The sequence below is a fragment of the Pseudomonas oryziphila genome, from assembly GCF_003940825.1.
Lineage (GTDB): Bacteria > Pseudomonadota > Gammaproteobacteria > Pseudomonadales > Pseudomonadaceae > Aquipseudomonas > Aquipseudomonas sichuanensis.
In genome coordinates this window covers 1,979,826-2,006,124 of the sequence record NZ_CP034338.1, presented here as the reverse complement: position 1 = coordinate 2,006,124, position 26,299 = coordinate 1,979,826, and the positions used below count along the sequence as shown (strand labels likewise).

General features: G+C 59.4%; 28 protein-coding genes and 1 pseudogene. 10 read left to right on the top strand and 19 right to left on the bottom strand.

Annotated elements, in window-relative coordinates; all coding sequences use genetic code 11:
* Positions 1 to 70: 70 nt before the first annotated feature.
* Both EJA05_RS09575 and EJA05_RS09570 read left to right on the top strand, forming a co-directional pair.
* Positions 71 to 927 (top strand): IS5 family transposase gene (locus EJA05_RS09575; RefSeq protein WP_190305981.1). Its coding sequence is split into 2 segments (ribosomal slippage): positions 71 to 419 and positions 419 to 927, totalling 858 coding nucleotides; the frame shifts between segments, so codons are not numbered across the junction.
* Positions 924 to 1,292 (top strand): annotated as a pseudogene (locus EJA05_RS09570) (IS3 family transposase); the annotation flags it as partial. The gene EJA05_RS09575 and the pseudogene EJA05_RS09570, both read left to right, overlap by 4 nt.
* A 33-nt stretch (positions 1,293 to 1,325) precedes the next feature.
* Here the strand turns inward: EJA05_RS09570 and umuC are convergent.
* Together umuC and EJA05_RS09560 are read right to left on the bottom strand one after the other, a co-directional pair.
* A complete protein-coding gene (umuC, locus tag EJA05_RS09565; RefSeq protein WP_323808598.1) occupies positions 1,326 to 2,609 on the bottom strand; it encodes a translesion error-prone DNA polymerase V subunit UmuC in 1,284 nt (427 codons plus the stop codon).
* The gene (locus tag EJA05_RS09560) at positions 2,593 to 3,024 is read right to left on the bottom strand and encodes a LexA family protein (RefSeq protein ID WP_125463400.1); all 432 of its coding nucleotides are present in this window, start codon (positions 3,022 to 3,024) and stop codon (positions 2,593 to 2,595) included. Before EJA05_RS09560 ends, umuC begins: the two co-directional genes overlap by 17 nt.
* Positions 3,025 to 3,259: 235 nt before the next feature.
* On the opposite strand from EJA05_RS09560, the gene EJA05_RS09555 reads away from it, so the two are divergent.
* The 3 genes from EJA05_RS09555 (at position 3,260) to EJA05_RS09535 (ending at position 6,250) form a co-directional block, all read left to right on the top strand.
* Positions 3,260 to 4,036: an SOS response-associated peptidase family protein gene (locus EJA05_RS09555; protein ID WP_125858065.1), complete on the top strand. Its 777-nt coding sequence runs from the start codon at positions 3,260 to 3,262 to the stop codon at positions 4,034 to 4,036.
* 472 nt (positions 4,037 to 4,508) lie between these two features.
* Positions 4,509 to 4,751 (top strand): CopG family ribbon-helix-helix protein, encoded by a 243-nt coding sequence (locus EJA05_RS09540; RefSeq protein WP_125858064.1) that lies wholly within the window; start codon positions 4,509 to 4,511, stop codon positions 4,749 to 4,751.
* A gap of 461 nt (positions 4,752 to 5,212) precedes the next feature.
* Positions 5,213 to 6,250, top strand: a complete 1,038-nt coding sequence (locus EJA05_RS09535; RefSeq protein ID WP_125858063.1) for a hypothetical protein — start codon at positions 5,213 to 5,215, stop codon at positions 6,248 to 6,250.
* A 104-nt stretch (positions 6,251 to 6,354) separates the two neighbouring features.
* Here EJA05_RS09535 and EJA05_RS28355 read toward each other — a convergent pair whose 3' ends face one another.
* Entirely contained in the window at positions 6,355 to 6,705 is a 351-nt protein-coding gene (locus EJA05_RS28355) for a hypothetical protein (protein WP_223811895.1), read from the bottom strand.
* Positions 6,671 to 7,006 carry a hypothetical protein gene (locus tag EJA05_RS09525; RefSeq protein WP_125858062.1) on the bottom strand — a complete coding sequence of 112 codons (336 nt, stop codon included), beginning with the start codon at positions 7,004 to 7,006 and terminating at the stop codon, positions 6,671 to 6,673. Before EJA05_RS09525 ends, EJA05_RS28355 begins: the two co-directional genes overlap by 35 nt.
* 484 nt (positions 7,007 to 7,490) lie before the next feature.
* Between EJA05_RS09525 and EJA05_RS09520 the strand changes: the two genes are divergently transcribed.
* Complete coding sequence (locus EJA05_RS09520) at positions 7,491 to 7,739, top strand: hypothetical protein (RefSeq protein ID WP_110994547.1); 249 nt, start codon at positions 7,491 to 7,493, stop codon at positions 7,737 to 7,739.
* 155 nt (positions 7,740 to 7,894) lie between these two features.
* Positions 7,895 to 8,164, top strand: a complete 270-nt coding sequence (locus EJA05_RS09515; RefSeq protein WP_125463394.1) for a DUF3077 domain-containing protein — start codon at positions 7,895 to 7,897, stop codon at positions 8,162 to 8,164.
* A gap of 93 nt (positions 8,165 to 8,257) precedes the next feature.
* Here EJA05_RS09515 and EJA05_RS09510 read toward each other — a convergent pair whose 3' ends face one another.
* Positions 8,258 to 9,235 (bottom strand): tetratricopeptide repeat protein, encoded by a 978-nt coding sequence (locus EJA05_RS09510; protein ID WP_190306043.1) that lies wholly within the window; start codon positions 9,233 to 9,235, stop codon positions 8,258 to 8,260.
* Between the two features lie 267 nt (positions 9,236 to 9,502).
* Here EJA05_RS09510 and EJA05_RS09505 point away from each other — a divergent pair, with 267 nt between their 5' ends.
* The gene (locus EJA05_RS09505) at positions 9,503 to 9,799 is read left to right on the top strand and encodes a DNA-binding protein (RefSeq protein WP_125858060.1); all 297 of its coding nucleotides are present in this window, start codon (positions 9,503 to 9,505) and stop codon (positions 9,797 to 9,799) included.
* A 1-nt stretch (position 9,800) separates the two neighbouring features.
* Complete coding sequence (locus EJA05_RS09500; protein ID WP_125858059.1) at positions 9,801 to 10,118, top strand: helix-turn-helix domain-containing protein; 318 nt, start codon at positions 9,801 to 9,803, stop codon at positions 10,116 to 10,118.
* A gap of 203 nt (positions 10,119 to 10,321) precedes the next feature.
* Here the strand turns inward: EJA05_RS09500 and EJA05_RS09495 are convergent, their stop codons facing one another.
* On the bottom strand, positions 10,322 to 10,486 hold the full coding sequence (locus EJA05_RS09495) for a hypothetical protein (protein WP_190306042.1): 165 nt from the start codon (positions 10,484 to 10,486) through the stop codon (positions 10,322 to 10,324).
* 763 nt (positions 10,487 to 11,249) lie between these two features.
* Here EJA05_RS09495 and EJA05_RS09490 point away from each other — a divergent pair.
* Entirely contained in the window at positions 11,250 to 13,886 is a 2,637-nt protein-coding gene (locus EJA05_RS09490; RefSeq protein ID WP_125858058.1) for an SIR2 family protein, read from the top strand.
* A gap of 261 nt (positions 13,887 to 14,147) precedes the next feature.
* Here the strand turns inward: EJA05_RS09490 and EJA05_RS09485 are convergent, their stop codons facing one another.
* From EJA05_RS09485 to EJA05_RS09425, 13 genes are all read right to left on the bottom strand, one after another.
* The gene (locus EJA05_RS09485; protein ID WP_125858057.1) at positions 14,148 to 14,942 is read right to left on the bottom strand and encodes a DNA adenine methylase; all 795 of its coding nucleotides are present in this window, start codon (positions 14,940 to 14,942) and stop codon (positions 14,148 to 14,150) included.
* Positions 14,943 to 15,093: 151 nt separating this feature from the next.
* On the bottom strand, positions 15,094 to 15,636 hold the full coding sequence (locus EJA05_RS09480) for a lysis system i-spanin subunit Rz (RefSeq protein WP_125858056.1): 543 nt from the start codon (positions 15,634 to 15,636) through the stop codon (positions 15,094 to 15,096).
* Positions 15,636 to 16,187, bottom strand: coding sequence for a glycoside hydrolase family 19 protein (locus EJA05_RS09475; protein ID WP_125858055.1), 552 nt, complete (start codon positions 16,185 to 16,187; stop codon positions 15,636 to 15,638). Before EJA05_RS09475 ends, EJA05_RS09480 begins: the two co-directional genes overlap by 1 nt.
* A gap of 23 nt (positions 16,188 to 16,210) precedes the next feature.
* Entirely contained in the window at positions 16,211 to 17,263 is a 1,053-nt protein-coding gene (locus EJA05_RS09470) for a phage late control D family protein (RefSeq protein ID WP_125858054.1), read from the bottom strand.
* 55 nt (positions 17,264 to 17,318) lie between these two features.
* Positions 17,319 to 17,525: a tail protein X gene (locus tag EJA05_RS09465; protein WP_125858053.1), complete on the bottom strand. Its 207-nt coding sequence runs from the start codon at positions 17,523 to 17,525 to the stop codon at positions 17,319 to 17,321.
* Positions 17,500 to 18,339, bottom strand: a complete 840-nt coding sequence (locus EJA05_RS09460; RefSeq protein ID WP_125858052.1) for a phage tail protein — start codon at positions 18,337 to 18,339, stop codon at positions 17,500 to 17,502. Before EJA05_RS09460 ends, EJA05_RS09465 begins: the two co-directional genes overlap by 26 nt.
* Before the next feature lie 9 nt (positions 18,340 to 18,348).
* Entirely contained in the window at positions 18,349 to 20,931 is a 2,583-nt protein-coding gene (locus EJA05_RS09455; RefSeq protein WP_125858051.1) for a phage tail tape measure protein, read from the bottom strand.
* Between the two features lie 131 nt (positions 20,932 to 21,062).
* Positions 21,063 to 21,359 (bottom strand): phage tail assembly protein, encoded by a 297-nt coding sequence (locus EJA05_RS09450; protein ID WP_125858050.1) that lies wholly within the window; start codon positions 21,357 to 21,359, stop codon positions 21,063 to 21,065.
* Between the two features lie 27 nt (positions 21,360 to 21,386).
* Entirely contained in the window at positions 21,387 to 21,896 is a 510-nt protein-coding gene (locus tag EJA05_RS09445; protein WP_125858049.1) for a phage major tail tube protein, read from the bottom strand.
* Between the two features lie 12 nt (positions 21,897 to 21,908).
* Positions 21,909 to 23,075, bottom strand: a complete 1,167-nt coding sequence (locus tag EJA05_RS09440) for a phage tail sheath subtilisin-like domain-containing protein (protein ID WP_125858048.1) — start codon at positions 23,073 to 23,075, stop codon at positions 21,909 to 21,911.
* A gap of 82 nt (positions 23,076 to 23,157) precedes the next feature.
* Positions 23,158 to 23,517 carry a phage tail assembly chaperone gene (locus EJA05_RS09435; RefSeq protein ID WP_125858047.1) on the bottom strand — a complete coding sequence of 120 codons (360 nt, stop codon included), beginning with the start codon at positions 23,515 to 23,517 and terminating at the stop codon, positions 23,158 to 23,160.
* A gap of 21 nt (positions 23,518 to 23,538) precedes the next feature.
* Positions 23,539 to 25,695 carry a phage tail-collar fiber domain-containing protein gene (locus EJA05_RS09430; RefSeq protein WP_125858046.1) on the bottom strand — a complete coding sequence of 719 codons (2,157 nt, stop codon included), beginning with the start codon at positions 25,693 to 25,695 and terminating at the stop codon, positions 23,539 to 23,541.
* Positions 25,688 to 26,299: a phage tail protein I gene (locus EJA05_RS09425; RefSeq protein ID WP_125858045.1), complete on the bottom strand. Its 612-nt coding sequence runs from the start codon at positions 26,297 to 26,299 to the stop codon at positions 25,688 to 25,690. Before EJA05_RS09425 ends, EJA05_RS09430 begins: the two co-directional genes overlap by 8 nt.

Sequence of the window (26,299 nt, the reverse complement as noted above, 5' to 3'; positions counted from 1 at the left end):
ACTGAAATGTGGCCTCGGAACAGCCTGGGTTCTGTACAGTCGCCGGCCATCTACGGAAAGGAATTCTGTGATGGCAAAGCGTTATGAACTCTCGGATGAAGCGTGGGCAGTGGTCGCCGACCTCTTTACGGCGGCCCACGTCAGGGGCAGGCCCCGCAGCAGTGATCGTTTGATGCTCGATGGTGTGCTCTGGGTGCTCTGCTCAGGAGCAGCCTGGCGAGATATGCCCGAGCGCTTCGGGTCTTGGGCAACGGTCTATCACCGCTTCCGACTCTGGCGAAACCGCGGAACATTCGATCAGATGCTCAGACGATTGCACCTCAGACTCAATGACAAAGGCTTGATCGATCCCCACACCTGGATGATCGATTCGACCGCTGTTCGAGCAACCCGTGCTTCATCTGGAGCGCGGAAAAAAGGGGGCCTGACGAGCCTGCCGATCACGCTCTAGGCCGCAGTCGCGGCGGCCTGACAACCAAAATCCATATGCTCTGCGACGCCAACGGGATACCGTTGCGCTTCCTTCTCTCTGGCGGCCAAGCCAGCGACATCAGCTATGCCCAGCCGTTGCTTGATGATGTCAGCATCCCGACAAACCAGCGTGGTCGTCCACGCAAACGATGCAAATGGTTGCTGGCTGACAAAGGCTACGACGCCGAGGCCTTGCGCCGTTACTGCGATCGATATCGGATGCAGCCGGTCATTCCGCTGCGCTCAATGAAACGCAAGCCCAAACCCGGCTTGCCGAGACTGTTTGATCGCCCCAAATATCGACAGCGCAACATCATCGAACGCATGTTCGGCTGGCTAAAAGAGAACCGCCGAATCGTCACGCGCTTCGACAAGCTCGCAAAAAGTTATGCCGCAATGGTCTCGCTGGCTTGCGTCATGCGGTGTATGCGACGGCTTTTTTCAGACAGAGCCTAGCCATCGACGCCATGCTGATGGCCGTGTGGCGACGCAAGCCACAGCAGCAAGTGATGATTCACTCAGACCAAGGCAGTCAGTTCAGTAGCTCAGATTGGCAAAGCTTCCTGAAGGCCAACAATGTGATCAGCAGCATGAGCCGACGGGGAAACTGCCACGACAATGCCGTAGCCGAGAGCTTTTTCCAGCTTTTGAAGCGGGAGCGAATCCGACGAAAGATCTACGCAACGCGTGACGAAGCCCGAAGTGATATTTTCGATTACATCGAGATGTTCTATAACCCCAAGCGTCGACACAGCAGTGCTATGCAGCTGTCTCCAGTAGAGTATGAGAAACGCTATTTCCTGAGCTTGGAGAGTGTCTAGGAAACCAGGGGCGATTCAGCACTGTGCAGCAACTCACCGCGACCCCACCGTCCACAACTGCTCGATCCGCGTGGTATAGGACGGGCTCATCATCGCCCGGCGCATCCCCCACTCGGGCGTTGCGGGCACGCTGCCGGCCCTGAGCGTCCCCCGCCCATAGCGCCCGTTGACCTCGTCCAGTACCGACATCAGCCGGCCACTCGCCAACGGCTGGCCCTGGGCGAACAGGTCATCGCTGAACTCCCCCGGCTGGCGCAGATCCAGCAGCAACACCTCGGCCTTGCTGTAGCGGTAACCGGCCTGGTAGATCCGCGCCACCGCCTCGGTCGCCATCCGCGTCAGCAGCAAGGTGTCGTCTGTAGGGTATGGCAGCTCCACCAGCACGCCCTGCACGTGGTGGCGTTCATCGGGGTTGAACAGCCCGGTGCGGATGCTCACCCGCATGCGCTTGCACAGCGAGCCCTGGGCCCGCAGCTTCTCGGCGGCGCGCCCGGTGTAAGTGGCCACCGCCTGCTTGATCGGCGCCAGCTCGGTGAGGCGCTTGCCGAACATCCGGCTGCAGCAGATCTCCTGCTTCGGCGGGTCGGTTTCTTCCAGCGCCAGGCACGGCGTGCCGGTGAGCTCCCGGGCGGTCTTCTCGACCACCACGCTGAACTTTTCGCGCAGCAGCCGCGGGTCTGCCAGGGCCAGGTCCATCGCCTTGCGGATGCCCAGCTCGGCCAGGTGCGCGGTCATGCGCTTGCCGATCCCCCACACCTCCTCCACCCCGGTATTGCGCAGCACCCAGTCGCGCTTGAACGGCTCGCAGATGTCCACCACCCCGCCGGTTTGCGCCTGCAAGCGCTTGGCCATGTGGTTGGCCAGCTTGGCCAGGGTCTTGGTGCGGGCGATGCCCACCCCCACCGGGATGCCGGTGCAGCGCAGCACCCGGGCGCGGATATCGCGGCCGAACTGGGTGAGGTTGCCCGGGATGCCGGAGAAGTCGGCAAAGCATTCGTCGATGGAGTAAACCTGCACCGCCGGCACCATCGACTCGATCAAGCCCATCACCCGCTCGCTCATGTCGCCGTACAACGCGTAGTTGGACGAGAACGCCAGCACCCCGTGCCGGCGCAGCTTGTCGCGGATCTGGAAGTACGGCTCGCCCATCCGCGCGTAGGCCTTGGCCTCGGCGCTGCGGGCGATCACGCAGCCATCGTTGTTGCTCAGCACCACGATCGGCGTGCGCGCAAGGTCGGGGCGGAACACCCGCTCGCAGCTGGCGTAGAAGCTGTTGCAGTCGATCAGCGCGAACACCGGCTCAGGCATTGGGGTCATGGCTGCGCACACTGAAGGTCACCACGCCCCAGATCGCCAGCTCGTCGCCTTCGAGGATGTAGCGCGGCGGGTAGCGCGGGTTCTCCGAGCGCAGCGCCACCTCGCCACCGACCCGGTGCAGGCGCTTGCACAGCGGCTCGCCGTTGACCGCCGCGATGACGATATGCCCGTGGCGCGCCTCCAGGGCACGGTCGACGATCACCAGGTCGCCGTCGAAGATCCCGGCGCCCTGCATGCTGTCGCCGTCTATCCTGACCAGGTACATGTGCGGCGCACGCAGGTTGAACAAGTCGTCCAGTGACAGCGGTTGCTCCATATGGTCCGCCGCCGGCGAAGGGAAGCCCGCCGGTACGCGAAACAGGTAGCGTGGGAGCGAAGCACTCCCACACGCAATCGGGCCGAGGATGGCGGTCATGATGCAGCCTTGAAATAAACTGTATGTATATACAGTTAATGGTGATTCCAGGCGCCGGTCAATTTCGGCGTAGGAAATTTCGACAAATGGAAACCCCGGCGCATTTCCCGGACTCAACAGGTCAACGTGGGAGCGGGCTTGCCCCGCGATCACCGGCAAAGCCGGTGCCATGCGTCCCATAACCGACAGCCCCCAAAACCCCAGCTGCATGCAACGCCCAAAAATGGAGGCCCCCATGTGCGGACGCTTCGCCCAATACCAAGGCCTGGCCGACTACCTGCGTGAGCTGCAGGCCGAGCAGGACGTGGTCAGCGGCTACGACAACCACCCCATCGACCGCTACAACGTGGCCCCCGGCAGCCGCGTGCTGGTGCTGCACAACGCCGAGGACGGCTTGCGCATCGACCCCTGCCACTGGGGTTGGGCGCCGTTCTGGGCCAAGGACAAACGCCCCGCGCCGATCAATGCCCGGGTCGAGACCGTGACCACTGGCAAGTTTTTCAAGGCCCTGTGGCCCCAGGGCCGGGCGCTGGTGATGGCGGATGGGTGGTATGAGTGGGTGGCCGATCCGTTGGACCCGAAGCGCAAGCAGCCGTATTTCATTCGCCTGAAAAGTGGCGCGCCGATGTTCATGGCGGCGCTGGCCGAGGTGCGGCCGGGGTTGGAGCCGAACGAGGGGGATGGGTTTGTAATCATCACCGCGGCCAGTGATGCGGGGATGGTGGATATTCATGATCGTCGGCCGCTGGTGCTGGGGGCAGAGCATGCGCGGATGTGGATTGATCCGGAGTTGACGGCTGTTGAGGCTGAGCGGGTGGCCAGGGAGCAGTGTTTGCCGGTGGAGGCGTTTGAATGGTTTGCGGTGGGGCGCCAGGTAGGGAATGTGCGCAATGAGGGGGCGGAGTTGATATTGCCGGTGGTGGGGGCGGTGGGTACGGCGCGCACCGAGATATCGCGTCATGCCAACAAGGCGGACAGCGGTGATGTCACAGGCATGACTGGCCCGAAATAGATGTGGGAGCGGGTTTACCCGCGAAGCGCCGCGCGGGCGGCGCTCGATTTCATAGGCGCTGCAAACCTGTCGCCATGCACCTAGTGGCCCACATGCGACCTCAAGGCAGGCGCCTGGAAATGACACCGCTGGTTTTGTTGAGTCAGCATTCGGTAATGGCCGCCATGTGCATGTCAGGGTATCGGGTGAGGGCCACCAGGTGCTCGCCGGGAATTTTGCAGCGCTCTCAAGATCGAGCGCCGCCCGCGCGGCGCATCGCTGGCAAGCCAGCTCCCACATCTGTTTCGGGCCAGTCACTCCTGTGATTGCACCGCTGTCCTCCTTGTTGGCACGACGCGTTATCAGTGTGGGCATTGCAACCGCTGCGCCAGACTCAAGGCATGCACCGCCGCAGGCGCCGCCTCTTGCGCAGGATTACCGCAATAGGAACAGATTTGGCGATGACCGGTCACCGTCCGACGCCGAGGTTGCCATGACCAGAACAACGTTGAACGTTCCGGAAGATCTTTTCGACGCTCTCGCTGAACTTGCCAAAGCCAACGGCGTGAATGCGAGCTGTCTGGCGATGCGCGTTCTGGGTGACTACATCGAGCAGGAAAAATCCCTGACCGCGCAGATTAGGCATGCGGTGGAGGAAACCGAGGAAGGTGGATTCGCGACCGATGAGGAAGTCGCAGCATTGCGTGCACGGCGCTGGAATTGGAATGCGGGTTGAGCAGCGTTTCCAGCCACCCATCCGCGCCTTGGATCACTGCCAGTGCAAACGGCACTGAGGCTTGAGCGCTGAAGCGTTCCGCCGCTTCAGCGTGGCGTCGATAGTGGATTAGGGTAACTTTTCTTAAACCCTTCTAATTACTTGACCTACAGCTAACAATCTCATCCTGCGTACCAATTTCGTACCACTTAACCTGAGCTACAACTGAGGTTCAGTTTCACTCGGAACAGCATTCGCCGCCCAAGCACACTCCTAGCTTAGCCAGCTATCAGCCCTTCCGAAGCGGCCAACCTTCATACGATCAGTCAGCCGGGCATCGACTCATTCATGGCCATTTGCTACCCTCATTCCTCCTTGTTCAGCACTTTTGTACAACCTCAAACTCTCATTTACTTGACTGCCGGGCTTTAGCCTTGCCAAGTATCTAAAGAAATCTCTAAAACCAGTCTAGCCAAGCATTCATGACCATCAAAAACCACGACTCACTTACAGACATACTCAAACTTATTTCAGAAATTGAATCAACCACCTCCAATTTAAAAAGGGATACCGTCGGAAAACTTCACGACCCAAACCTAAACGAAACACTTAAAGACCTTTTAAGCGAAGTCAACAACCTAAAAAATACTCCAATTCATCTTACGCCTTCTGGCTCAATATCAGACCTAAACGTACTATCCGCCATCAACAGCCTAACCCACACAACACTAGAGGTCGGCCAACAACTCAGCACAACCAATTCAGATGTATTAAAAACATACTCCGAAAGCTACCTGGACACCGGAAAAAAACTAGTATTAATTCTAGAAGAAATTGAATACCCCGACCTCAAGCAACTAAAAAAAGACACTATAAAACTAAGCAATTTCTTGACAAAAACCTCACAGCAAGCAACAAAATTAGAAACTGAAATCCAAGAACTTGAATTGCGCGCACAAGACAGCATCAACCAAGTGCATAAACTATACAATTCAACAATGATTGAGCTAGACGAAAGGAAGACCCAAGTCAATGAGCTAATCGGGGTAATATCAAACACTTCGATTATTGGATCCTACGAAAAAGATGCACGCTCAGAGAAGCGCTCAGCAAATTTTTTCCGCTGGGGCTCTATAGCCTGCATGGGGATTGTAGTAGTCATGCTAGCCGAGCTTATTACAACAAGCCTAGATGGGAGTATTCATTTAGATGATGTTTTAGCAAGACTAGCAATTTCACTCGCGCTATCGGTCCCGGCGGCCTATCTTGCGCGAGAGTCAGCCAAGCATCGAGAGCAACAATATAGACTTCGACAGACCTCGCTAGATCTTGCTGCAATTAGTCCATTCCTCGCCTCTTTGCCACTCGAAGAGCAGCACAAAATCAAAACAGAAATGGCTTTAAAGATTTTTGCAACCCAAGAATTCTCCAGAACCAGCGAGAACTCCTTCCCAATAAACACCCACGAACTCCTCTTGGAGCTTATAAAGCGCCTAGAACCATCCAAACCAGGAAAATAACCTCTCGCGGAGCATAGCAAGTCAGCCGGTATTCGAAGCCTCTCAACACCAGTTATCACAGCCAATATTCGCTAACCGTTTCACACCCCGATTGTGCTGGAGTATTAACGCAAAAAAGTGCCCAAGCCCCATATACAAAGGGCTTGGGCGCTTTTTTGTACCTGCTGGCAAGAAGCCAAAAGGGCATAGAGGGGCATAGAATGGCGCTCGGTCTGCCCCATTTTTGCCCCATGAAAGCTAGCGGCCGTGCTCGACTCCTGTGCATTCAAAGCCCACCACCTGGCCGACTCGGCAAACTCCAGCATGTCGACCAACTCTTCGCTATTAACCTCACGCCGACGGTGCGCCACATAAGCCATTGCGCAAAGCACAGCAGCGCGCCCATCGGGATCAGTGATCAGAGCGCTCTGGTCATTGAGCTCAGCTAACCAGCCGACCGGAAGACGGATACCCATACGCTTTCTCCAGCACTTTGCACCAACAGGACTGCGCATAGAGCACTCCATCCACATCCTCAACACCCGTGATGTTCATGCCGAGCGTAACCATGCCAGTCACTTTGGCATCAAGTAGCGGCGGAATGACGTCTGGGCCTGGGGTGCAATTGAAGACTGTCGCCTGTGTTGTCACCCGGCCGAGTAGCGAGCTGTGATGCTCACCGATCTGGATATCGGCCTTCAGCGGCTGGATCTTGCGCAACTGATCGGACGGGAACGCAATGCCGCGCTCCCGTCGACGAACGAGGTTGAAGTACATGGCGCACCAACGGCTCCGGCGTCGACTAGGACTTACAGCCTCAGGTCAGCAGTAGTAAGTCGCGCAGGCAGGCCTAGGCGTGTTAAGCATCCAAAACGCAGCGCAAGCGCACTCGCCCCTGACCTCGCCATATCCAAGCAAGACCCAATGTTCGCAGAACCAGAGAGTGCCAAAAGAGATCAACGACAATCAGACTTAACCCCTTCCTTGTAGTCCATTTCCCAAACATACTCTTGCCGCCTTTTTTCCGTTGCGGTCGATCTAGCAGGCCCCTAGTCTCGGCAGGTCGTTGCACATCAACGATACAGCTTTGACAGGCTGTGACGGTAAATCGTGTATGGCTCGTCCTCTATGGCGGCTGTACGTGCGGGCACGCTCGCGTGCGCCGGAACTTTACGATTTCCGCCGGTCTGTCAACCCACGTACAGCTGCCACCCTTCTGTTTGACAGCAGGCAGGTGGTCGCACGCCAGAGGAAAATCGTGATGTTGAAGATCGTCCCCGATCCACCCCACAACCACCACTCCCTCGAAGACACCCTCGTCCAGGCCACGGAGTACGCCCTGTGCGCTCAGGCCGTGGCGCATCAGGCCATTTCGGTCCAGCAGCCCAAGTCGCCCGCGTCGATTCTGATCATGGCGTTGATGCATGAGATCGAGGCGCTGCGGGTGCTGCTCGAGTCGGCGTTGATTCAGGTGCAGATGCCGCAGATGGAGCGCCGGGCGTTCCACTAGGCCGTTGGTCATGTGTCGCCTGAGCTGGCGCTATCGCGGGGCAAGCCCGCTCCCACGCCACCCCCAGCCCGCAGGGTTATGCCTGCATCCGTGGGAGCGGGCTTGACCCGCGATGGGGCCCGCCCAGGCATCGATCATTTCAGGGAGAGTGAGCAATGAATACAGACGACACCACGCCCCGCACCACTGCGGGCAAAACCAAGTTCTACCAAGGCGAAGGGATGACCGCCCCGCTGTTCTGCATCGAGCCCGGCATCCCCTGCCAGCATGCACGGGACCAGGCCTCGGAGCTGATGGGCTGCGTGCGTGACCTGACCATCGCCGGGATCATGGAGGAAAAGCCGCAACTGCTGTGGGCGTCGTATTACCTGAGCGCGCTGGCCAAGGCGCTGATGGATGATGCGGAGCTTGGGATGAAGCACTAAGGCCTTTGTAGCCTGGGCGGGCCTGTTCGCCGGCCAAGCCGGCGCCTGCAGCGGGGCGTTGGTCCGCTGGACAGGCCGGCCAGTACCCGAGGTTCAACTGCCGAAGAAGCCGGGGCCAAGGATAATCGGGGCCACCATATCAGGGGTTCGCATGCCCGACGGCGCCATGTAGGGATCATCCATCGGCAGCTTGTCCAAGACCCTCAGCACCGTCTCATCAAGCTGCGAATCGCCGCTGCTTTCGACAAGGGAGACGGCGGGGGGGCCCTGCTCTACCGGGAACCGATACGACACCGTAAGCCTCATCCACTCGGTGTAGCGGAATTTTTTGAGCGACGCATCGCGTTTGATCTTCATTTGCTGAAGGCTCTGGAACCCGCTGATCCAGAGCTGGTTGTACTTCTCCACCTGCGCGGTATCCAACGACATGCCGTTGTCCAGCAACGCACGCATAGCCCCCCACGCGGGGTCACGGAAATTGCGGGTCGTCTGCATGTAAAGGTTCAAGGCGCCCTGCACATCCTGCGGCCCGCCCTTGCCCTGCTCCATCAACCCGCCCAGCCCAACCACACCACCTGGGCCGGCCTGCCTGAAGAGGGCACGCGCCCGGACGAAGTCTACCGGCTCACCGACACCGTCACGCGCCATGCGGCCCAGCTCGACGTAGGCAGTGGGGTCGTTGGGGGCTGCTTGCAGGTAAAGCATGCGAGCGCGGTACAGGTCCTGGGATACCCCGTTACCGGCTTCGTAGAGGGTGCCCAGCAGATGCTGGCAAAGCGCATGGCCTTGCTCGCTGGCCATCGTGACCTGCCGCACGTCGTCCGGCCCTGCAGTTCGGCGGCCCAGCACGCGGTAGCAGGTTTTGGACCGCTCATCACTGTGGCTGAAGTCGAAGGTTCCGAGTGCCCCGTACGGGTTGCGCTTTACATCGAGGTAAACCTCAAAGACCGTACGAGGTGGCGGCTTGATGTGGGCCTTGACGTATCCGTCGGTGGTCTGGCCGAGCATTTCCAAAGCCTGGCAAACACCGACAGTGGCCATCAGGGCAATGAATGTGAGGTAGCGGGTCATGATCTGGCGGTGTCCATACGTGTCATGGGGGCGATCCATCAATGTTGCGCGGTGCGCATGCTAGCAGTGGCAGCCAAGGCGAGTCATTGCCGGTGAAGCCCATGGCCATCATGTTATGCACACAGTAAAGCGGGCTTGCCCCCCATGGTGACGCCACACCCAAGGATGGGTTCGCTGGTAATGGCAAGGTTCCGCGGAACCATGTCTTTGGTCCGGCGATAGGAGGGAGATATTGTCTGCAGTGCGGGATTCCCGTACATTCTGGCCATGCGTACCGTCATAGAGACGCCTACATTTCAGAAGAACGCCGCCAAGCTGTGGTCTGATCACGAGCGCGTGGCGTTCATCGACTGGATCGCGGCCAATCCGCTGGCGGGAGATGTCGTCCCAGGCGCGGATGGGGCGCGCAAAGTACGTTGGGGGCGCTCCAGCGCCGGTAAATCCGGCGGCGCACGGGTGATTTACTTCAACCTGTCTGAAGACGAGATTGTGTTGTTGGTCACGGTCTACGCCAAGGCCGAGCGTGCCAATATGAGCCCAGCTGAGATCAGCAAGGTGGTATGAAATGCGTGACATAGATATTGAAAAGGTTGCCAAGGCAATCGAAGACGATGCTGGCGAGGCGATCCCCGATTTGCGCCAAGCGCTTATGGAAGCGAAAGCAGGCGCAGGACGCGTCACTACCCCTGAACAGATGTTGGTGCGCCAGGCCCGAGAACGTTCCGGGCTGACTCAGGCCCTTTTCGCTGAGCGTATCGCCACTCCCGTTGCGACGCTTCGCGATTGGGAGCAAGGGCGCTTCGTACCACCGGGCGGCGTTCTCTGCCTGATGCGCCTGATTGCAAGGCATCCGGAGCTTTCACAGGAGCTGGCGAATTCTTGATCCGCCGTCGCCAGTTTGATACTGAAACTGGCGAATAGCTGCTGCCCCATTGCGCCTCGCTGGATGTATGTGGTGTGCCATCCGGGCGACCCGGGCTGGATCGAAATGGTCTGATGCGCCACAGCCTGCGCGCGCAGAGCGTACTCCATGGCCTGGATAATGGTGTCTTCGAGGGAGGGGTGGTTCGGGGTGGATCGTCAACATCATGATTTTCCTCTGACGTGCGGCCACCTGCCTGCTGCCAAACAGAAGATGGCTTCTTCAGCCGCAATCTGATGGCGCGTCCACTCCGCAGCGATCGCAGGGTTCTCGATGATCTGCTGCTCGATGCGCTGGGTCTCTCTGAACTCAAGCGCTTTGGCGTTCATCGTCCATTGACTGGGTTTCCCCATCCGAAATCAACCTACCCAGCACCTTATCGTCGATCGAATCGGACGAATCCCCCCGCGCTTGGTAAACTGGCGCCCATCTACCTTTCCATCGCCTGCCAGCGGCCTGCCGCCTGGCTCCGTCGAGTGCGTGCCCCAGACTTATGCCATCACCAACCGCTACCTCCCCTGCCCTGCACCCTGAGCCGTCCCGCCGTTTCAGCGTTGCACCGATGATGGATTGGGCAGGCTCTCCTTAAAGACATTGGCTCACAAGACCTCTACAACAATCATCAAGACTTTGTACCATTTTTGTACCATCGCTTTTATACCCCCCACTGAAAACAGCGAAAGCCAACCCACCTTCGGTAAAAAATCCGAACCCACCGTGCGACTATGAGCCGCGCTAAACCGGGTTTGTTGTGATATCTCACTCGAGCACCGGAAAAACGCCCCCCGGGATCCAGAATTTTCCCTAGATCTGGATCAAACCTCTGCTTGGTGGCCTTCGCCGGACCTCAATAGCGCGGCACTCGGGGCTCATCTACCTTCATCAGTCCCAGGAGCGTTTTCCTCAGTCAGTTTCTCCGCCTCAGCTCAACGTCATCTGAACCCCAGCGGCGACATTGGCGATTCCAATATGCGCAAACCGAAGCTGTGGGATGGACACCTCGATACCATTTAGCCATCATCCAAGGGCAATTGGTGTGCTTGCTTGTGGCGCAACACACCATAACTTGATAACCAAGGTAGGAATCAACCGATGAAGGCCGAGGACATTTTCGGAAACAAAAGCGGACAAAATGGCGAACTGACCCACAAATTAAGAAGTATAAGTGACCTGATCCGCCACATCAAAACCAAAGAAGAAAGCAGCCCTGCTAATTACAGTATTTTTTTAGGCGCAGGCGCTTCCGTTACCTCCGGAATAAGAACTGGCAGCCAGTTAATTGACGAGTGGGCAACTGAGCTTTATGAGCGATTCAATCAAGAAAAGCCAGCGGACCCATCAACTGCAAAAAAATACTTTGAGAACTCACACCCTAGCTGGTACAACTCTGACAATCCTTACTCGTCGCTTTTCGAAAAGAAATTCGATCTCCCCACACAAAGAAGACGATTTGTCGAGCAAGAGGTAGCCAACAAACTTCCATCTATCGGCTACTCCTATTTAGTATCACTTGTCGACGAAAACTACTTTAATACAATTTTTACAACCAACTTTGACGATTTGATAAACGAAGCGTTTTATGTGTTCTCAAATAAACGCCCGATCGTTTGCGCACATGACTCTTCCATTAGATCCGTGTCAATCACCTCAAAACGACCTAAAATCGTAAAACTGCATGGCGACTATCTCTTTGACGACATCAAGAGCACATTGAGAGAGACCGAATCCTTAGAGCAAAACACCAAAGAAAAATTCGTAGAGTTTTGCAAAGAATACGGCCTGATTGTTGTTGGGTATTCTGGCTGCGACCGCTCAATTATGGATGTGCTGGAGTTCCTTGTAAAACAAGAAACTTATCTAAAAAATGGAATTTACTGGTGCCTACGCCCAGGCGATGAGGTTTGCCACAACCTGCGAAACTTAATATGGAAAGATAAAGTCTACCCAGTCCTCATCGATGGATTTGATGAGCTGTTTGCAGAAATCCACCGCCAAACCATCAACAAAGAGCTAAATTTAAACTCAAGCACAAAACAATCAAAGCTTGAAATGACCATAAGACAGATTGTTGAAGACAAGTATAGCCTGGCAAAAAACGAAATAATCAGCAGAGAAATTACCGCCATACTAGACGAAGATGACTCTAAAGATATTTCCGAATTCATCAAGCAACTCTCACTATCAAACGAGTCAACCCGACTCGGCACCAAAGATCTCAGAAATCTACTTGAAATAGAATCACTCACCGAATCCCAAGACCTAACTAAAGCCCTAGCCATTTGCGATTCGCACTTTCAAAACGCAAAAACCAACATTGACAAAAAAATATATATCGACAAGTACATCAACATACACACACTGCTTAATGACAATAAAAATGTAACATACTGGTGTGACAAACTCCTTGAGCTTGATCCAAACAACATCACCTATCACTTAAAGAAGATTAAATCGGTTAAGAAAATATCCGAACAAATACAGTTGCACAGCGCTCTAGCAGAACGATTCCCATACAGCAATAGCGTCCTCAATACCGCTGCGAGCACGCTGATACGTAGCATCCGTCAAAAGACCGGAAGTCTAGAGTTAGAAGGAAAACTGGCAAAAGACCACCTTGAAAAAAGCTTGCTCTTAGATCCTAGCCTAGACAATCCAGCTTGGGAAAAATCATTAGACTTACTCTGCCTACAGCACTTCCGGACAAAAGAAACCGAAACCAAAGAAAAAATCAAACAAGAAATTTCTGAGCTTATAAAAACGGCACGAACTCGCAATCCTGAGCACGAGCAAACGCTGGAGCTTTTGGAACAACAGCTTGATGTAAGCTGCTCCCCCGCAGAGCTAATAGGACTTTTAGACTTTTACGACAGCCTTAGGGAAAAGTTCTCATTAAGCCGCCGCAAACATCTTGGCACTGTTACAACCAAAGCGCTAGATCACATCTATCGCATAGATGACAACGCCGAGCTTAAAGTAAAGATTGCGCGATTCTTCGACTCACATGTAGCGGAGCCACACGAACCAATCAAAACATGCCTATCTAGGATTCGATACCTGCACTCCATTGCTGAGAATTCCTCCCAAGCACAAATAGAACTTGAAAGCGTGCTAAGCAGAAAGAAGCTCGGCATAAATATCAGCGACATCTTAGAACTACCGCTAGACTTCTCTCAAGACAACCTTAAACTTTTAAAAACCAAGCTTGACTTGGAAAAATACGATCTAAATGCAATGTACTACGCTGAAACAGCTGCTGAACTGTCCCTTGCTCAGAATGATTTTGAGTCAGCACTAGAGTATTTGGAAAATGCGTATGCCGAAGGTCTCTCCTTTACAAGTTATTTGGCTCGCCGCTCCTACATCTTGCTACGCTCAGGCAACCCTGACGAAGTCATTACAATGTATATGAAACACAAAGATTTCACCGAAGATGAGCATTCCGAAGCATTTCATATCAATGTACAAACTGCAGCCAAAAAATTAGATCACAACATTTATAGCGCTGTCACGCTCAGAAACCTTTCTGCGCAAAGCACTGATGACGAAGTCAAAATATGTGCATTTTCCCTGTTAGACCAAGCAAATGATGCACGAAGACTCATTACTAAACAGCTAAAAATGGACCCCGGACTGATTAAAAAGTACAAAGAATGGCCAGCCGTTTCAGATGAATGCTTACCAGACAATGCAACTTCTAGAACAGAATCCGCAAGAATTAAAATGGCTTAAAAATAGCGCACAACAACATTTTCGTTGTGCGCCACCCTAAACCCAAAGAACCAACTAGCTTTCGAATATCTATTATTTGGTTCTATCGGTGTAACACTAGCTCACCCCAGTTGTGCTGGAGTATTAACGCAAAAAGCGCCCAAGCCCCGTAATACAAAGGGCTTGGGTGCTTTTTTATGTCAGCCAGCTAGAAGCCTAAAGGGCATAGAGGGGCATAGAATGGCGCTCAGGCTTCCCCATTTTTGCCCCATGCCGCCTGGGTCAGAACAACTGACCAAGCCCTTCGGGCTGCCAGTTCATGATCACCAACTCACCGGTCACATCGGCCATGCCGATCCGAGGGTTCGCCGTGGTGTAGCGGATATCCAGGCACTCGAAGTGGAAGCCGTCGAAGGCCCGCCGGATGTCCGGGTGGTCGTTGATGCTGACCATCACCCTGCCCTTGCAGCGCCGCATGAAGTCGGCCATGCGCTCGTACTCTGCGAACGGAAAGTCAACGCCATAGCCGGCGGTCTGCCAGTACGGCGGGTCCATGTAGAAGAACGTGTGCGCTCGATCGTAGCGCTCGGCGCAGTCGAGCCAGGACAGGTTCTCAACGTAGGTGCCGGCGAGGCGCTGCCAGGCTGCCGAGAGGTTCTCCTCGATGCGCAGCAGGTTGATGGCCGGCCCAGTGGTGGCGGTACCGAACGTCTGCCCAGTGACCTTGCCGCCGAAGGCATGCTGCTGCAGGTAGAAGAACCGCGCCGCGCGCTGGATGTCGGTCAGCGTCTCGGGGCGGGTCATCTTCTGCCACTCGAAGATCTGCCGGGAGCTGAGCGCCCATTTGAACTGACGGACGAACTCCTCGAGGTGGTTCTGCACCACGCGGTACAGCGTCACCAGGTCGCCGTTGAGGTCGTTGAGCACCTCCACCGGGGCAGCCTGAGGGCGCATGAAGTACAACGCGGCACCGCCAGCGAAGACTTCGACGTAGCATTCGTGAGGGGGAAAAAGAGGGATCAAGCGGTCGGCCAGGCGGCGTTTGCCGCCCATCCAGGGAACGATAGGAGAGGTCATTGATTGCAAGTCTTTACTGTATGGATAAACAGGTGTTAGGCTCGCCGCGCTTTGTGCACAAGGCAGAGGTCGCGGCTGGACTTGCAGGAAGGGTCTGCGGGTTCGGTGGGCCGGGCTGGATGTTGACGCATCCACCCGGCTCGCCTCTTTTCTACTGGGTAACTTCGCGCACGTAGGCCTGGCAGGCCTTCAGCGCGATCACTGCTCGATCGCCTTCGTCGGTGATGGCAACAATTCGTCGAGCATGCGCTGGGTCAAGCTGGGCGCGTAGGGCTCCATCCACCACGCCTCCGGTGCCGGCGGGCGCTCGCACCCCACCGCCACAACCCTGGGCGGCAACGGCTCCGGCGTCGACCAGGACTGACAACCGCAGATCAGCAGTAGCCAGCCGGTCGCGCAGGCGAGCCTGAGCTTGTTGGGCATCGTTCATCTCCTTCCAATGGGTTTTATCCTGCACCTGCAGGCGGTCTTCTAGGTCACGCCGGGCGACCTGCTGCTGCTTCAGCTGATCCAGGGCGGCGCTGGCGGCGGCCTCCCGCTCGCGGCTGTGCGCCAGGTCTTTCTGCGCAAGCTGCAGCTCGTACCCGGCCTCCTGCTTCTGCAGCTCGTCGGCCTGCCACAACCAGGCCAGGCGAGCCCCTACCGTCGCCCCGAACAGCAGGGAGAGCAGCACCCACCGCGCTCCGAGCGACATCAGATCAGCACCTGCTCGGCGCGCTTGTAGATGGCCAGGCGATCATCCTGACCGTTGAGCCCACCGTTGATACGGCGGGTGATGGCTTCAAACGCCGACGGCCCTTTGTCGGCCAGCGAGTTTAGGCCGGCCTGGTGCCAGAACCAGCCGGCCGAGTCGGCCGCGTGCTCGGGGCGCTCGAGCAGTTCGGGACGGGCGAGCAGGTCGAGGCCCAGGGCTTCGCCGCATCGCTTGTAGTTGTCATGCCCGGTGACCTGAACCAGGCCACGGCCGCGATATCGCTGGCCATCACCATCGGCCTCGGGCGTGTTGCCCAGCCGGGCAGCGAGCTTGCCGGTGTCGTACTTGGCCAAGTACTGGTCGTTGCCCAGCTCACGGACGTAGCGCAGCTGGCCCGACTCATGCCCGATCTGGGCGAGGAAGGCACGCTTACGCAGCGGGGTGACAATGCCCCACTTGACCATTGCCGCATTCAGGACGGGAAGAAAAACGCCGGCTTGAGTGCCGGCGTTGGGGAGGATGTGCTGCAGCTGCTTGAGTGTGACAGTCATGTTGGATCTCCTGCAGTGGCCGCTTAGGCCGGGTTAACGTCGACCACCTTCAGTGGCTTGTCAGATTTCTTTTTCTTGCCCTTGGCTTTCGCCTTGCCCTTCTTGCCACCGTTGCACTCGACCACCGTCGTCCAGCCAGAGGCATCGAACGTCTGCTCGACGCTGTCGACCAGGTACTCCCCATCCAGGCCTATCTTGAAGCCCTGGGCGTTGATGACCCGCTCGGCAAACAAGTCGGCACGCCCCGCCATCTGCAGACGCACGCCGGCCGTGCTGCGATTGAACGCAGCCAACTTGGCCTTGGCGGCCTGTTCGGCGGCTGTCTTGTCGGGATAGATGTGGCGGTCGGTATGGACCGCCGGCAGGTTGCTGGGGGCTTCGTCGTTGGTCAGCTCGACCACCACCAACTTGCCGCTCTTCTTGTCCTGGTGCTGGGTCTTCACTGCCTTCTGTGCGCTGCGATCGCCGAGCTTGAACTGCCACCGGCTCACATCGGCCGGGGTGATGGTCACCGTGCCAAACGCCCTGCCACTGGCATTTACGCTGGCCTCACGCGGCATCACCAACAGCTTGCCGTCACCGACCTTCGCCGTGCAGTCGTACTGCTTGGCCAGGCGCGTGATGAAGTTGAAGTCCGATTCATTGCGCTGGTCGACGCGGTCGACCTTCGTCTGCACCGGACAGACCGGTGTCCAGCCGTTGCGGGCGGCGATGTCGCGCACGATCTGCGACAGTGGCACGCCCTCCCAGCTGCCACTGCGCGTGGTCTTGCCGGTACCGCGCATATCGCTGGCCTTGCCACGGATCACGATGGTGCGCGGCGGGCCTGAGACCTCGATCTCGTCGACCGTGTAACGACCCAGGCGGGCCAGCGCCCGACCGACATAGCCCAGGTGCACCTCAATGCCGGCACCTCGCCCGGGCAACGCCACGGCCGCGTCGCGGTCATCGATGCGCAGCTCGAACTCGTCGGAGTCCATCCCCGGTTTGTCAGTGGTACGCAGCAGCAGGAGCCGGTCATTGATCAGCGCCGTGATGTCCTTGCCATCGGCGACAAGGCGAAACGTCGGCTGCATGTAACCTCCAGAATGAAGAAGCCCCGCACGGGGCGGGGCTTTTGAGTGGGCGGGATCAACCCCAGAGCAGCACCGTCTCGATCGACGGCACCGGCAGATCCGGCAGGCGGATCAGGATCCCCGCGCGATAGGGCTGCACCTCATCGGCCAGCCCCTGGTTGGCCTGCATCACCAGCTCGACGGTACCATTGAGGTGGCCGTAATGCTGGTAACACAGCGTGTCGAGCAGATCTCCATCAGACGTTCTGCATGTCTTCGCCATACTTCACGAACTCCAGTGAGAACCCTTGTTTGCGGGGGATGCCGCCGCCCAGCAGCGCGCTCTGTTCCTCGTCAGCGCTGACCAAGCACCAGGTGCCCAGCACGTCGCCATAGCCGGTGATCAGCGTCACCGGCTGCAGCGTGCGGATGATCGCGCGGATCGTATCGAGCTGCTTGAGGCCGCCCTTAAACGTTGGGAAGATCGCCCCCTTGAGGCTCAACTTGTCCTCGCCGTGGCCCACTGCCTGCTGGGCAATGTCACGGGTCAGGCGCTCCTGCGCGGCCCAGCGCGCCGAAGTCTGCCGGCGCAACTCATCGAACGCCGCCGTGTTCAGGTTGAAGTAGTACGGCGGCACCTTCGGATCGAGCGGCTGCAGGATCAGCAGGTGCGGGAACGGCTGAACCGCCTCCGCTGCCGGCGTCATGCCCGCCGAGCCAGTGGGCAGGATGTTGGCCAGCGACGGGCTCACCTGCCCCGCGATGCGGTTGATCGCTGCCGAGGCCTTGCCGGCCTGCTCCTTCAGCGAACCGAGGCGCTCCTGCACCGCCGCCGCGCCACTGACCACCTGGCTGTACGTCGAGGCCACCCGGCCCACAACAGACTGCGCGGCATTGATCGCCCGCATGCTCCGCTGCAGCTTCTGGCCGATGGCCGGGCCGATCACCGGAATCCCTTCCAGCTCAGAGGCCGCGCCGGTCATGTCACTTACCGCCCCATTCAACGGCCCGAGCATGCCATCGAGGCTGGTACGGCCAGCCTCCCCCGCTTCAATCAACGACGAAAGCGTCGACTGCATGGACTCCATATACGCCATGGCACCTCCTTAACTGACATGGGCTTCGTCGAACAGCTGGGTCGTGGGCTGGCGGGAAGACATCTCACGCCACCAGGCGTCGAACTGGGCTCGCTGGTACGGCTCCATCTCGCGGGCCAGCTGCGCCGGATCCTTCACATCGCCCTGGATCGTGTACGAGTTGGTTGGCGAGAACGCGAACGACTGATCGATCTTTGCCGGCGCCCCGACCGGCTTGGCCTGGTCCAGCGCCTGAGCCACCACCGGCGCAGTCGGCGCCGGTACTGCAGCAGCGATCGAGCGGGCAACGTCCCCGGGCACCGTGCCCTTATCAGCCTTGGCCACCTCCTCGTCCTCACCGAACAACTTGACGCCAAGGAACCCACCCAACTCTTCACCGCCCATGCCGCCCAGTACGGCACCGATCAGCCCTCCGACCACGGTGCCAACGACTGGCACCACGGAGCCTAGCGCCGCCCCTACCGCTGCACCGGCCATGGATCCCGCCAGCCCACCAGCCGCGCTGCCGTATCCTTCAGCCTTCTCGTTCAGCGTCTCGGCATTCATTGCCGTGTCGATGACCTTGAACCCTGCGTCAAGCACATTGCCGCCCGGCATACGCTTGGCCACCACGCTTGCCTTGCTGGCCAAGCCGACAGCCTTACCCAGGAGGCCGCCCTCGGCAGCTTGAGCCACCTTGGCCACCGTACCGACCTTCGCCACTTCGGGGGCCTTGGGCACCGACGGGCGCCGCGCAGGCGCTGATGGTCTTGACCGTCGACCACCACGGCCACGACGACGGCGTCGACGACCGCCATCATCACCACTGCCGTCAGCCACACCACCGCCCAGCTCACGGGCGTTCACAACGAAGACGCGCTGCGGATCACTGCTGAGCCCACCCGCCGGATCGTTCGCCGCACCGGCACCCAAGGCCTTTCCAAGGGCGCCGAGCCCGGCGTCCACTGCAGGGTTGCCGGTCTCGGGCAAAGTGCCCCCCTGCCCCGCACGCCCCGTATATCGACCGCGCGCCACGTTGTAGACGCCCTTACCGATCTTGCCCGCGCTGTAGAGCGTGATCAGCGCGCCGATCGCTGTGACGATGCCGGTGATGCCCATCACCACGCCGGGCGCGCTGTCGGACAGCTCGGTGAGCTTGCGAGCGACTGAGCCAATACTCTGGCCCACCAGGTCCGTGACCGGACGAATCGCATCGCCGACGCTGCGCATGCTGTCGTCGACCGCCTGCAGCGTCTCTTTCCAGATCTGCGAAGACGTCTCACGCCGCTCAGCCAGGTTCTTGTCGAGGATCCCGGTGGCATTGGTCGAGTCGTTCTTGAGCTGGGTATAGAGGTCACGGTTCTGCGAATAGGCCGTCAGGGCAGCCTTGACCTGCATGTCCGCGAATAGGTCGCCGGTACGCAGCGACTTCTCCAAGGCATCGAGCGCGGCCTTGGCCTTCTCCGGGTCAGCTTCCTTGCTGATCGACGCCTGGGCATCCTTGATCTTCTTCGCCTTCGCCGGGTCGGTGGCCTCCACGTACTTCAACGCGAGCGCCATCGACGACTCGATCGTCGACATCCCTTTCTGGATACCCGTGTTCATCGAGGCCTGGTAGTCGATGCCGGCCTTCTTGTAGGCATCGACCACCTCGCCCGAACCGATCTTCTCGATCCAGTTCTTGAAGTTGTTCGCCGCCTCATCCGAGCTGCCGGCAGTCTTCATCTGCACCTGCAGCATCGAACCCAGCGACGTCACCGCATCAAGCCCCGTGCTGCCGCTCTTCTCCATCCCGGCCAGCAGTTGCGGGAACCAGCGAGCCATGTCACTGGCCTCGAAGCTGCCCGCCTGCCCCTGGAACGCGATCGCCTCAAGCGCCTGCTGCATGACCTTTGGGTCCGTGATCTTGGCGTTCTGCTGCAGCGCCTGGATCATCGCAGCAGTGTCGACGCCACTGGCCCCCTGCCCAACCGCGAACTTCGCTGCGGTAGGCGCGTAGGCCAGCGCCTTGTCCAGTTCCATACCGGCACCGACAAGCTGGTTGACCAGGTCGGCCACATCGTTGCGCGACATACCGGTTGCCGAGGCCGTGTCGATCACCGTTCGAGTCAGTTGCGCCTCTTCGGGCTTGTTCGCCACATCGGCCTTGATCGCGATGTCCCTGATCACCGCCTGGTAGTCGGCGCTGATCTTGGTCGGGATTGCGGCCATACCGACGCCGATCGTCGCGGCGCCGATGTTCGACTTCAGCGCCGACTTGCCCGCGCTGATCTGCTGCCGTCCAGTCTGCTGCAGATCCGCCGCCTTGGCTTCCCGGCCGAGGCGCTGGTACTCCCGAGCCAGGCGCCCGACTTCGACGCCTTGTTTCTTCAAGGCATCCAGATTGCCCTCCAGCCGGCGCAACAGCCCAGCAGCGGAGGCCGAGCCGCTGTCGTGCGCTTTCTTCCACTCATCCCTGAGCTTGATCGTCTCGCCGATGGTGTTCTTCAACACCTTGGCATTTTTGCCGCTCTCCTCGAGCTTCCTGATGTGCCCCTTCGCGGTACCGAACGCCGCACCAAGCGATGCTGCGACGGCGCCGCCGATCTCCAGGGCTATCGCAAGTCTTGCCATGCGCTACCCTCCTGCAGGCTCAATCCGTGAGCCACCACACCGTGTCCGACCAGGACATGGCCGAAATCTCGGCAGACGAGAACCCCAGCTCAACGGCCAGCCGCTTTGCCAGCCGTTTCTGGGTGTGAGGGTCAAAGCTCGTCGTCTTGCACCAAGCGAAAATAGCCGGCCTGCAGGCGGCTGTAGTCCTTCAGCATCATGCCCTCAAGATCCTTGGCCCCTACCTCGGCCAGGGATGCGAACAGGTTCAGCTCGCGCTGCTCATCGTCATCATTGCCGGTGGCCTGCGCCGCGCGGATGTCGCGCACCGTCGGCGCACGCAGGGTCAGTTGGTCGACCTGCACGCCGTTGCATTCGGTGGGCTTGCTCAGGCGGACGGTGACGTGGTCAGCTGCAACGGTCAGGAACGCGGGGACTTTCTTGCTCATGGGTGTTTGTCCTTATATATGCGGGGGTTACAGGCCGAGGGCCTGACGCTGGGCAGCGAGCTGGTCGACGCCGTCGATCACGCGCTTCATGCCGAGGGCATCGATCTCGTAGATCAGGCGGCCGTCCACCTCCAACTTGTAATAGGTCACGCCGACGCTGTGCTTGATCTCGGCCTTGTCGCCGGGCTTCCAGTCGCCCATGTCGACTTCCTTCAGAGTGCCGCGCAGGGTCACCACCACGGGGGTGATCTTGCCCTTGAGCCCCTTGAAGGCGCCACGGAAGGTGCCGTTGAACGCGGTGCCGTCAGCCAGGCCGAAGAACTTCATCGACTCGCGACGCACGCCGGTGGTGGTGAATGCCGCTTCCTGCTTTTCCATGCCCTGGTCCATCTCGACCGGCAGGTCCATGCCACCGCCGCGATGCTCTTCGGTCTTGAGGGTGAGCTTGGGCAGGGTCAAGCTGGGCACATCGCCCTGGAAGCTGACGCCATCCACGAACAGGTTCAGGTTGGCCAGGGTTTGGGGAATCATTGCCATGCGGTGCGCTCCTTAAGCGGCAGAGTCGAGGACTTCGGTCAGCCACTGGTTGGTGACCTCGACGCGGAAGTTGGGGTTTTCAGCCGGCGGCACGTCGGTGAAGCGAATGTTCCAGTACACCTTGCCCTGCTCCAGCTGGCTGGCCGTGTTCAGCGTCTCGTCGGCGAACACTTCAAAGTTGATGATCGCGCCCTGGTTCTTCAGGTCGCGCATGAACGCCTGCAGGCCCTCGGTCACGTCCTTGACGTAGGTGGCCGTGATCGAGCGGTCGACCGCCCACTTGTGGCCGTAGAGGATCGCGTCCATCACGATGTCCATGGTCCGCACGCGAGTGACGAAGGCCCACTTCGGATCGCTCGACAGCGTGCGGTTGCCCCACAGGCGATAGCCGTCATCGCGGATGATGGTGGTCACATTGGCGTTGTTCAGCAGGTTGGCGCGGCAGGTTTCGTCACCGTCGAGGAACTCGACCGGGCGCGTGGTACCGGTGATGCCGACGAACTCTTTGTTCGACGGCGAGGCCCAGAACCCGTACTCGGCATCAGTCCAGGCGAACAGGCCGGCCACCCAGGCCGAGCTGGGGGCGTCGATCGTGCCGTTGGCATCGGTGTCCCACAGCTGCACGCCTGGGTCGACCATGTAGGCCCGCTTGGCACCGAACTCCCCGGCGTAGGCGATGGCCGCCTCGTCGGTGGTATTGGGTCCGTCGATGATGGCGATGCCGCGCAGCTTGTCGGCCAAGGCCACCAGCGCGGTACCGACCGCCTGGGTGGCGCTGTGCTTGGGCGCAATCAACAGCCGCGGCTGTGCGTTGAACCGGCTCTTGCCATCAAGCAGCGCCTGCAGGCCGGTGCGCTTGCCGTTGGCCAGCTGGCCGCCGATGATCGCCGAGGTCTGCTCGGGCGCGGCCTCGACCTTGGCCACGCCGCAGGCAACGATCACCGCCCTGGCTCGGGTGTAGATAGCACGGCAGGCTTTGGTGATGGCCGCGTTCGGCCCGAAGGCCGCGACCGCCTCGCGCTCGTTGGTGATCAGCACCAGGTCGTTGGCCTTGGCCGTGGCATCCGGGCCTTCGGTGAAGGTGTCGACCAGACCGATGATCGAGGACGCCGGCAGCGCGATCGGGCGCGAGCCAGTGTCGACGTTGGTCACGGTGACGCCGTGAAAGAATCCGCTCATGCATGTCTCCAGAATGAACAAGGCCCCGCAGAGCGAGGCCGTTGGTACCGCAGGAATGAAAACGCCCCGTCAGTGCGGGGCGTCATGGGGTTTGTTCAGCGATCCAGGGCGGCACCACCGGGCGCACCGACGCATCGGGGAACTCGGGCGTTTGCGGCCAGTCGCGCAACTGCTGCATGTAAACAAGCAGCTCGCCGAACTGCTCGGCCGTCAGCGCGGTGACTGCACCGATCTCCAGTTGGTCGCGGTGGCGATCACGCAGCCAGATCAGCTCGGCAAGCTCTGCGTCGCGCCAGGCGCGTTCGGTGATTGCCTGCTGCTCGACACCCACAACAGACAGCTCGGGACTGCCATCCGCCAGCCACTCCTCTGCATAGCCTTGCTGCCGATTTGCAAACTGGCCGACGATTACGCCGGCCTCGTTGCGTTGCACGTAGGGCATGACGCCTCCTTTTGAATAGCGTTAGTCGAGCTCGACATAGCCGAGATTCACAATCGAGTAGAAGCCGTCTGTTGCATACGATTGCATGACGATCGATCCGGCGGCGTCGGTCAGAACTTCGAATGCTTGAGAGTTTTGTTCAGATGTGTACGTGTTCAACGTCATGCCGACGCCCCACGCCGCGACCGCCGCAGCGCTCACGCCCGTAATGTAATAAATCGCAGCAGGTTGAGAGTCGGTCGGACGCAGGTACATGTTGACTGCCGCCCCAGCGAATGCGATCTGCAGCCTGACGAGGACGCGGACGCCGCGCGGAACCGTCAGCGTCAGCGTTTGCGTGAATGAGCCCGATGAAGCGTAAGAACCCGCACCCTCTTTGATCGGTGCCGACCAGAACCGCTCCCGCCCGACGTCAATGAATGGCACGACATTGCCGTCGGCGCCTGTCAGGACCGACCCGGCGCGCATGATGATTTCGTACCCCACTGGCACCGCCGGGGCGAGGCTCAACGAGAACAGCAGGTCGGCCTCGCCACCAGCGATGCGCCGAAGAATAAAGCGGTGATACCAGCTGTTCGGCGCTCGCGCGGCAGCGTCCAATTTGTTCCCGCCCGTGCCCGGAGACCAGGCCCCAGCGGACTGCAAAACACCGCTCATAGTGCTCAGCAGCTCAACCGAGTTGCCCGAGCCACGCGCCACTCCCGGCGCAACGTCCACCGTGTTGGCGGGAGAGGCCGCATTGATCGACATACCGAAGCCAGAGCGGTAGCGCTTAGGCATCGAGACCGCGACCTGCGCCGCCAGCGCCGCAACGTCGATGTTTCCCTGATTGACCGGGGCGTTCCAGGCCTTGATGCACCACATCACGGCGATGTTGCGCGGGCGAGTCTCAGTCCCGCCCGACTCGCGCATTGTGCTTATATCTCCGGTGTATGAACCGCCGGAGTCGGCAGTCACAAAATACGTACCGCCGGTAGAGTCGCTGCTGCTATTGCCCCATCCGGGCGCGTCATGTTTGTGCCGTTTAAAAGCCTCGTCCTGCCAGCTGCCCAGCGCACGCCCAGAATCCACGCCGCGCCCATGGTCCCAGCCGCGCAGGAACTCGCCGCGGGAATCCGGCAAGCGGAAGAACCCCGCGCCCTCGTCGCCTTTGTTATAGGTAGTGCCGAGGTAAGCCGAAAGATCACGATAAGTCGTGATGCTTTGCACGCTGCCATCCAGCTCAAGAAAGCCGGGCGGCACCGTGCCTTTGGGGAATGGGACAATGCTACCGACCGGCAGGGATGAGCCACCCACGCCCCCACCCAGCTGGAAGTAAGTCCCGTCATAGTTCAGGTCATACAGGGCACCAGCCTGGATTTCGCCGCCCACCAGATCCACCAGACCACTGCCACCGGACGTTTTTACCGCCACAGCTGCCCGGCCGTTGATCTTCGCAGTGACAGCGCCGGTGTTAGTTGCGACGGCCTGGAACTGGAAACGCTGACCTGCCGCATAGGCTGGCAGCACTGCTTCGCTGCTCTTAAGCGTCAGCACCAGGGCGTCGGCCGTGCCCGCTGCCGCACCGAGCCAGGCCAGCGGCCCGGCGTCCTTGGCCACGTCTGCGCGGCGCAGGTACTGCGGGTGCGGGTCGGCGGCCTCGGCGTGCGCCTTGACCTGGTTGCGTGCGTACAGCTCGGCCGCCTCGCGCGCCTTGTCGACGTAATCACGGGTGGCCAGCACGATGCTTGGATCGATCTTCAAGTTGATGTTCGCGACGTTGCCGAACACCACATGCATGCGGATGGTCTGGGTTCGACCAGAGCCCTGCTGCAGCAAAGGCTTGTAACTGGGCGGCGGTTTGGCCACCGCGATGAAGTTGCCGTCTGCATCTTCCAGGCCCAGCTCACGGATCCACCATCCACCGATCTCAGGCGGTAGCACCAGCTCTGCTACCAGCACGTTGGGGTCTGCCGGTGACTTGTACAACGCATTGAGCGGGGCCCGGTACATTCGACGTACCAGCGCGCTCTGTGCTGGGTTGGGGGTTGGGTCCGGCGTCTGGGACGGCTCGCCACCGGCATCCCCGATCAGCATATGGGTGATGCTCCAGGGCAAGCCAAGCGCGGCGCTGTTGGCCTGCAGGGCAACCCCGACGTTGGTCAGGAACCCGCCGAATTGCGTGGTTGAGTTAGCCATTCAGGTAAATTTCCAGTAGGTCTGTGGTGTGGTCGGCCAGCACCTCGAAGGCGCCCACGTCGACGTCGATGTCCGAGGCCTCCCACGGGTACACCTCGATCACTTCGCCGTCATAGCTGGGCACCGCCTGGTAGGCCGGGACGTAGGCTTCCAGGCTGATGTCCAAGCCGAGCATGTGCCGGCTAACAGGCCGGGCGTCATCGATCAGCCGGGACAGCTCCAGGTACGTCTCTTCACTGATGCCGCCGTTCGAGACACCCACCTTCAACGCGAAGGTGCCGCGAGGGCCATGGGGCTGGAGCTGCCACCACTCGTTGATTTCAATCAGATAGCCGAACGGCTCGACCACCCGGCGCAGCGCACCGATCGTGCCCTTGTACGCATGAACGAAGAACGCCGAGCGGATGACCGACCGCTTCACCGCCTCCGACCAACTGTCGTCCCAGCGGTCCACTGACCAGGCCCAGGCCAGTTGGTGCAGCAGGTGCGCCGGGCAGGTGTCCGGGTTGTACAAGGTGCGCAGCGGCACGTCGGTGACTTCGTCCGTGGCGTACTCGACGGCCCGCTCGAGCTGGGTGCTATTCAGCGGTAGCAGGCTGTTCAT

Excerpts from the sequence above, each read along its gene's own strand:
- umuC (WP_323808598.1), bottom strand. The coding sequence starts at position 2,609 with ATGACCCCAATGCCTGAGCCGGTGTTCGCGCTGATCGACTGCAACAGC.
- EJA05_RS09560 (WP_125463400.1), bottom strand. The coding sequence starts at position 3,024 with ATGACCGCCATCCTCGGCCCGATTGCGTGTGGGAGTGCTTCGCTCCCA.
- EJA05_RS09555 (WP_125858065.1), top strand. The coding sequence starts at position 3,260 with ATGTGCGGACGCTTCGCCCAATACCAAGGCCTGGCCGACTACCTGCGT.
- EJA05_RS09540 (WP_125858064.1), top strand. The coding sequence starts at position 4,509 with ATGACCAGAACAACGTTGAACGTTCCGGAAGATCTTTTCGACGCTCTC.
- EJA05_RS09535 (WP_125858063.1), top strand. The coding sequence starts at position 5,213 with ATGACCATCAAAAACCACGACTCACTTACAGACATACTCAAACTTATT.
- EJA05_RS28355 (WP_223811895.1), bottom strand. The coding sequence starts at position 6,705 with ATGGGTATCCGTCTTCCGGTCGGCTGGTTAGCTGAGCTCAATGACCAG.
- EJA05_RS09525 (WP_125858062.1), bottom strand. The coding sequence starts at position 7,006 with ATGTACTTCAACCTCGTTCGTCGACGGGAGCGCGGCATTGCGTTCCCG.
- EJA05_RS09520 (WP_110994547.1), top strand. The coding sequence starts at position 7,491 with ATGTTGAAGATCGTCCCCGATCCACCCCACAACCACCACTCCCTCGAA.
- EJA05_RS09515 (WP_125463394.1), top strand. The coding sequence starts at position 7,895 with ATGAATACAGACGACACCACGCCCCGCACCACTGCGGGCAAAACCAAG.
- EJA05_RS09510 (WP_190306043.1), bottom strand. The coding sequence starts at position 9,235 with ATGACCCGCTACCTCACATTCATTGCCCTGATGGCCACTGTCGGTGTT.
- EJA05_RS09505 (WP_125858060.1), top strand. The coding sequence starts at position 9,503 with ATGCGTACCGTCATAGAGACGCCTACATTTCAGAAGAACGCCGCCAAG.
- EJA05_RS09500 (WP_125858059.1), top strand. The coding sequence starts at position 9,801 with ATGCGTGACATAGATATTGAAAAGGTTGCCAAGGCAATCGAAGACGAT.
- EJA05_RS09495 (WP_190306042.1), bottom strand. The coding sequence starts at position 10,486 with ATGAACGCCAAAGCGCTTGAGTTCAGAGAGACCCAGCGCATCGAGCAG.
- EJA05_RS09490 (WP_125858058.1), top strand. The coding sequence starts at position 11,250 with ATGAAGGCCGAGGACATTTTCGGAAACAAAAGCGGACAAAATGGCGAA.
- EJA05_RS09485 (WP_125858057.1), bottom strand. The coding sequence starts at position 14,942 with ATGACCTCTCCTATCGTTCCCTGGATGGGCGGCAAACGCCGCCTGGCC.
- EJA05_RS09480 (WP_125858056.1), bottom strand. The coding sequence starts at position 15,636 with ATGTCGCTCGGAGCGCGGTGGGTGCTGCTCTCCCTGCTGTTCGGGGCG.
- EJA05_RS09475 (WP_125858055.1), bottom strand. The coding sequence starts at position 16,187 with ATGACTGTCACACTCAAGCAGCTGCAGCACATCCTCCCCAACGCCGGC.
- EJA05_RS09470 (WP_125858054.1), bottom strand. The coding sequence starts at position 17,263 with ATGCAGCCGACGTTTCGCCTTGTCGCCGATGGCAAGGACATCACGGCG.
- EJA05_RS09465 (WP_125858053.1), bottom strand. The coding sequence starts at position 17,525 with ATGGCGAAGACATGCAGAACGTCTGATGGAGATCTGCTCGACACGCTG.
- EJA05_RS09460 (WP_125858052.1), bottom strand. The coding sequence starts at position 18,339 with ATGGCGTATATGGAGTCCATGCAGTCGACGCTTTCGTCGTTGATTGAA.
- EJA05_RS09455 (WP_125858051.1), bottom strand. The coding sequence starts at position 20,931 with ATGGCAAGACTTGCGATAGCCCTGGAGATCGGCGGCGCCGTCGCAGCA.
- EJA05_RS09450 (WP_125858050.1), bottom strand. The coding sequence starts at position 21,359 with ATGAGCAAGAAAGTCCCCGCGTTCCTGACCGTTGCAGCTGACCACGTC.
- EJA05_RS09445 (WP_125858049.1), bottom strand. The coding sequence starts at position 21,896 with ATGGCAATGATTCCCCAAACCCTGGCCAACCTGAACCTGTTCGTGGAT.
- EJA05_RS09440 (WP_125858048.1), bottom strand. The coding sequence starts at position 23,075 with ATGAGCGGATTCTTTCACGGCGTCACCGTGACCAACGTCGACACTGGC.
- EJA05_RS09435 (WP_125858047.1), bottom strand. The coding sequence starts at position 23,517 with ATGCCCTACGTGCAACGCAACGAGGCCGGCGTAATCGTCGGCCAGTTT.
- EJA05_RS09430 (WP_125858046.1), bottom strand. The coding sequence starts at position 25,695 with ATGGCTAACTCAACCACGCAATTCGGCGGGTTCCTGACCAACGTCGGG.
- EJA05_RS09425 (WP_125858045.1), bottom strand. The coding sequence starts at position 26,299 with ATGAACAGCCTGCTACCGCTGAATAGCACCCAGCTCGAGCGGGCCGTC.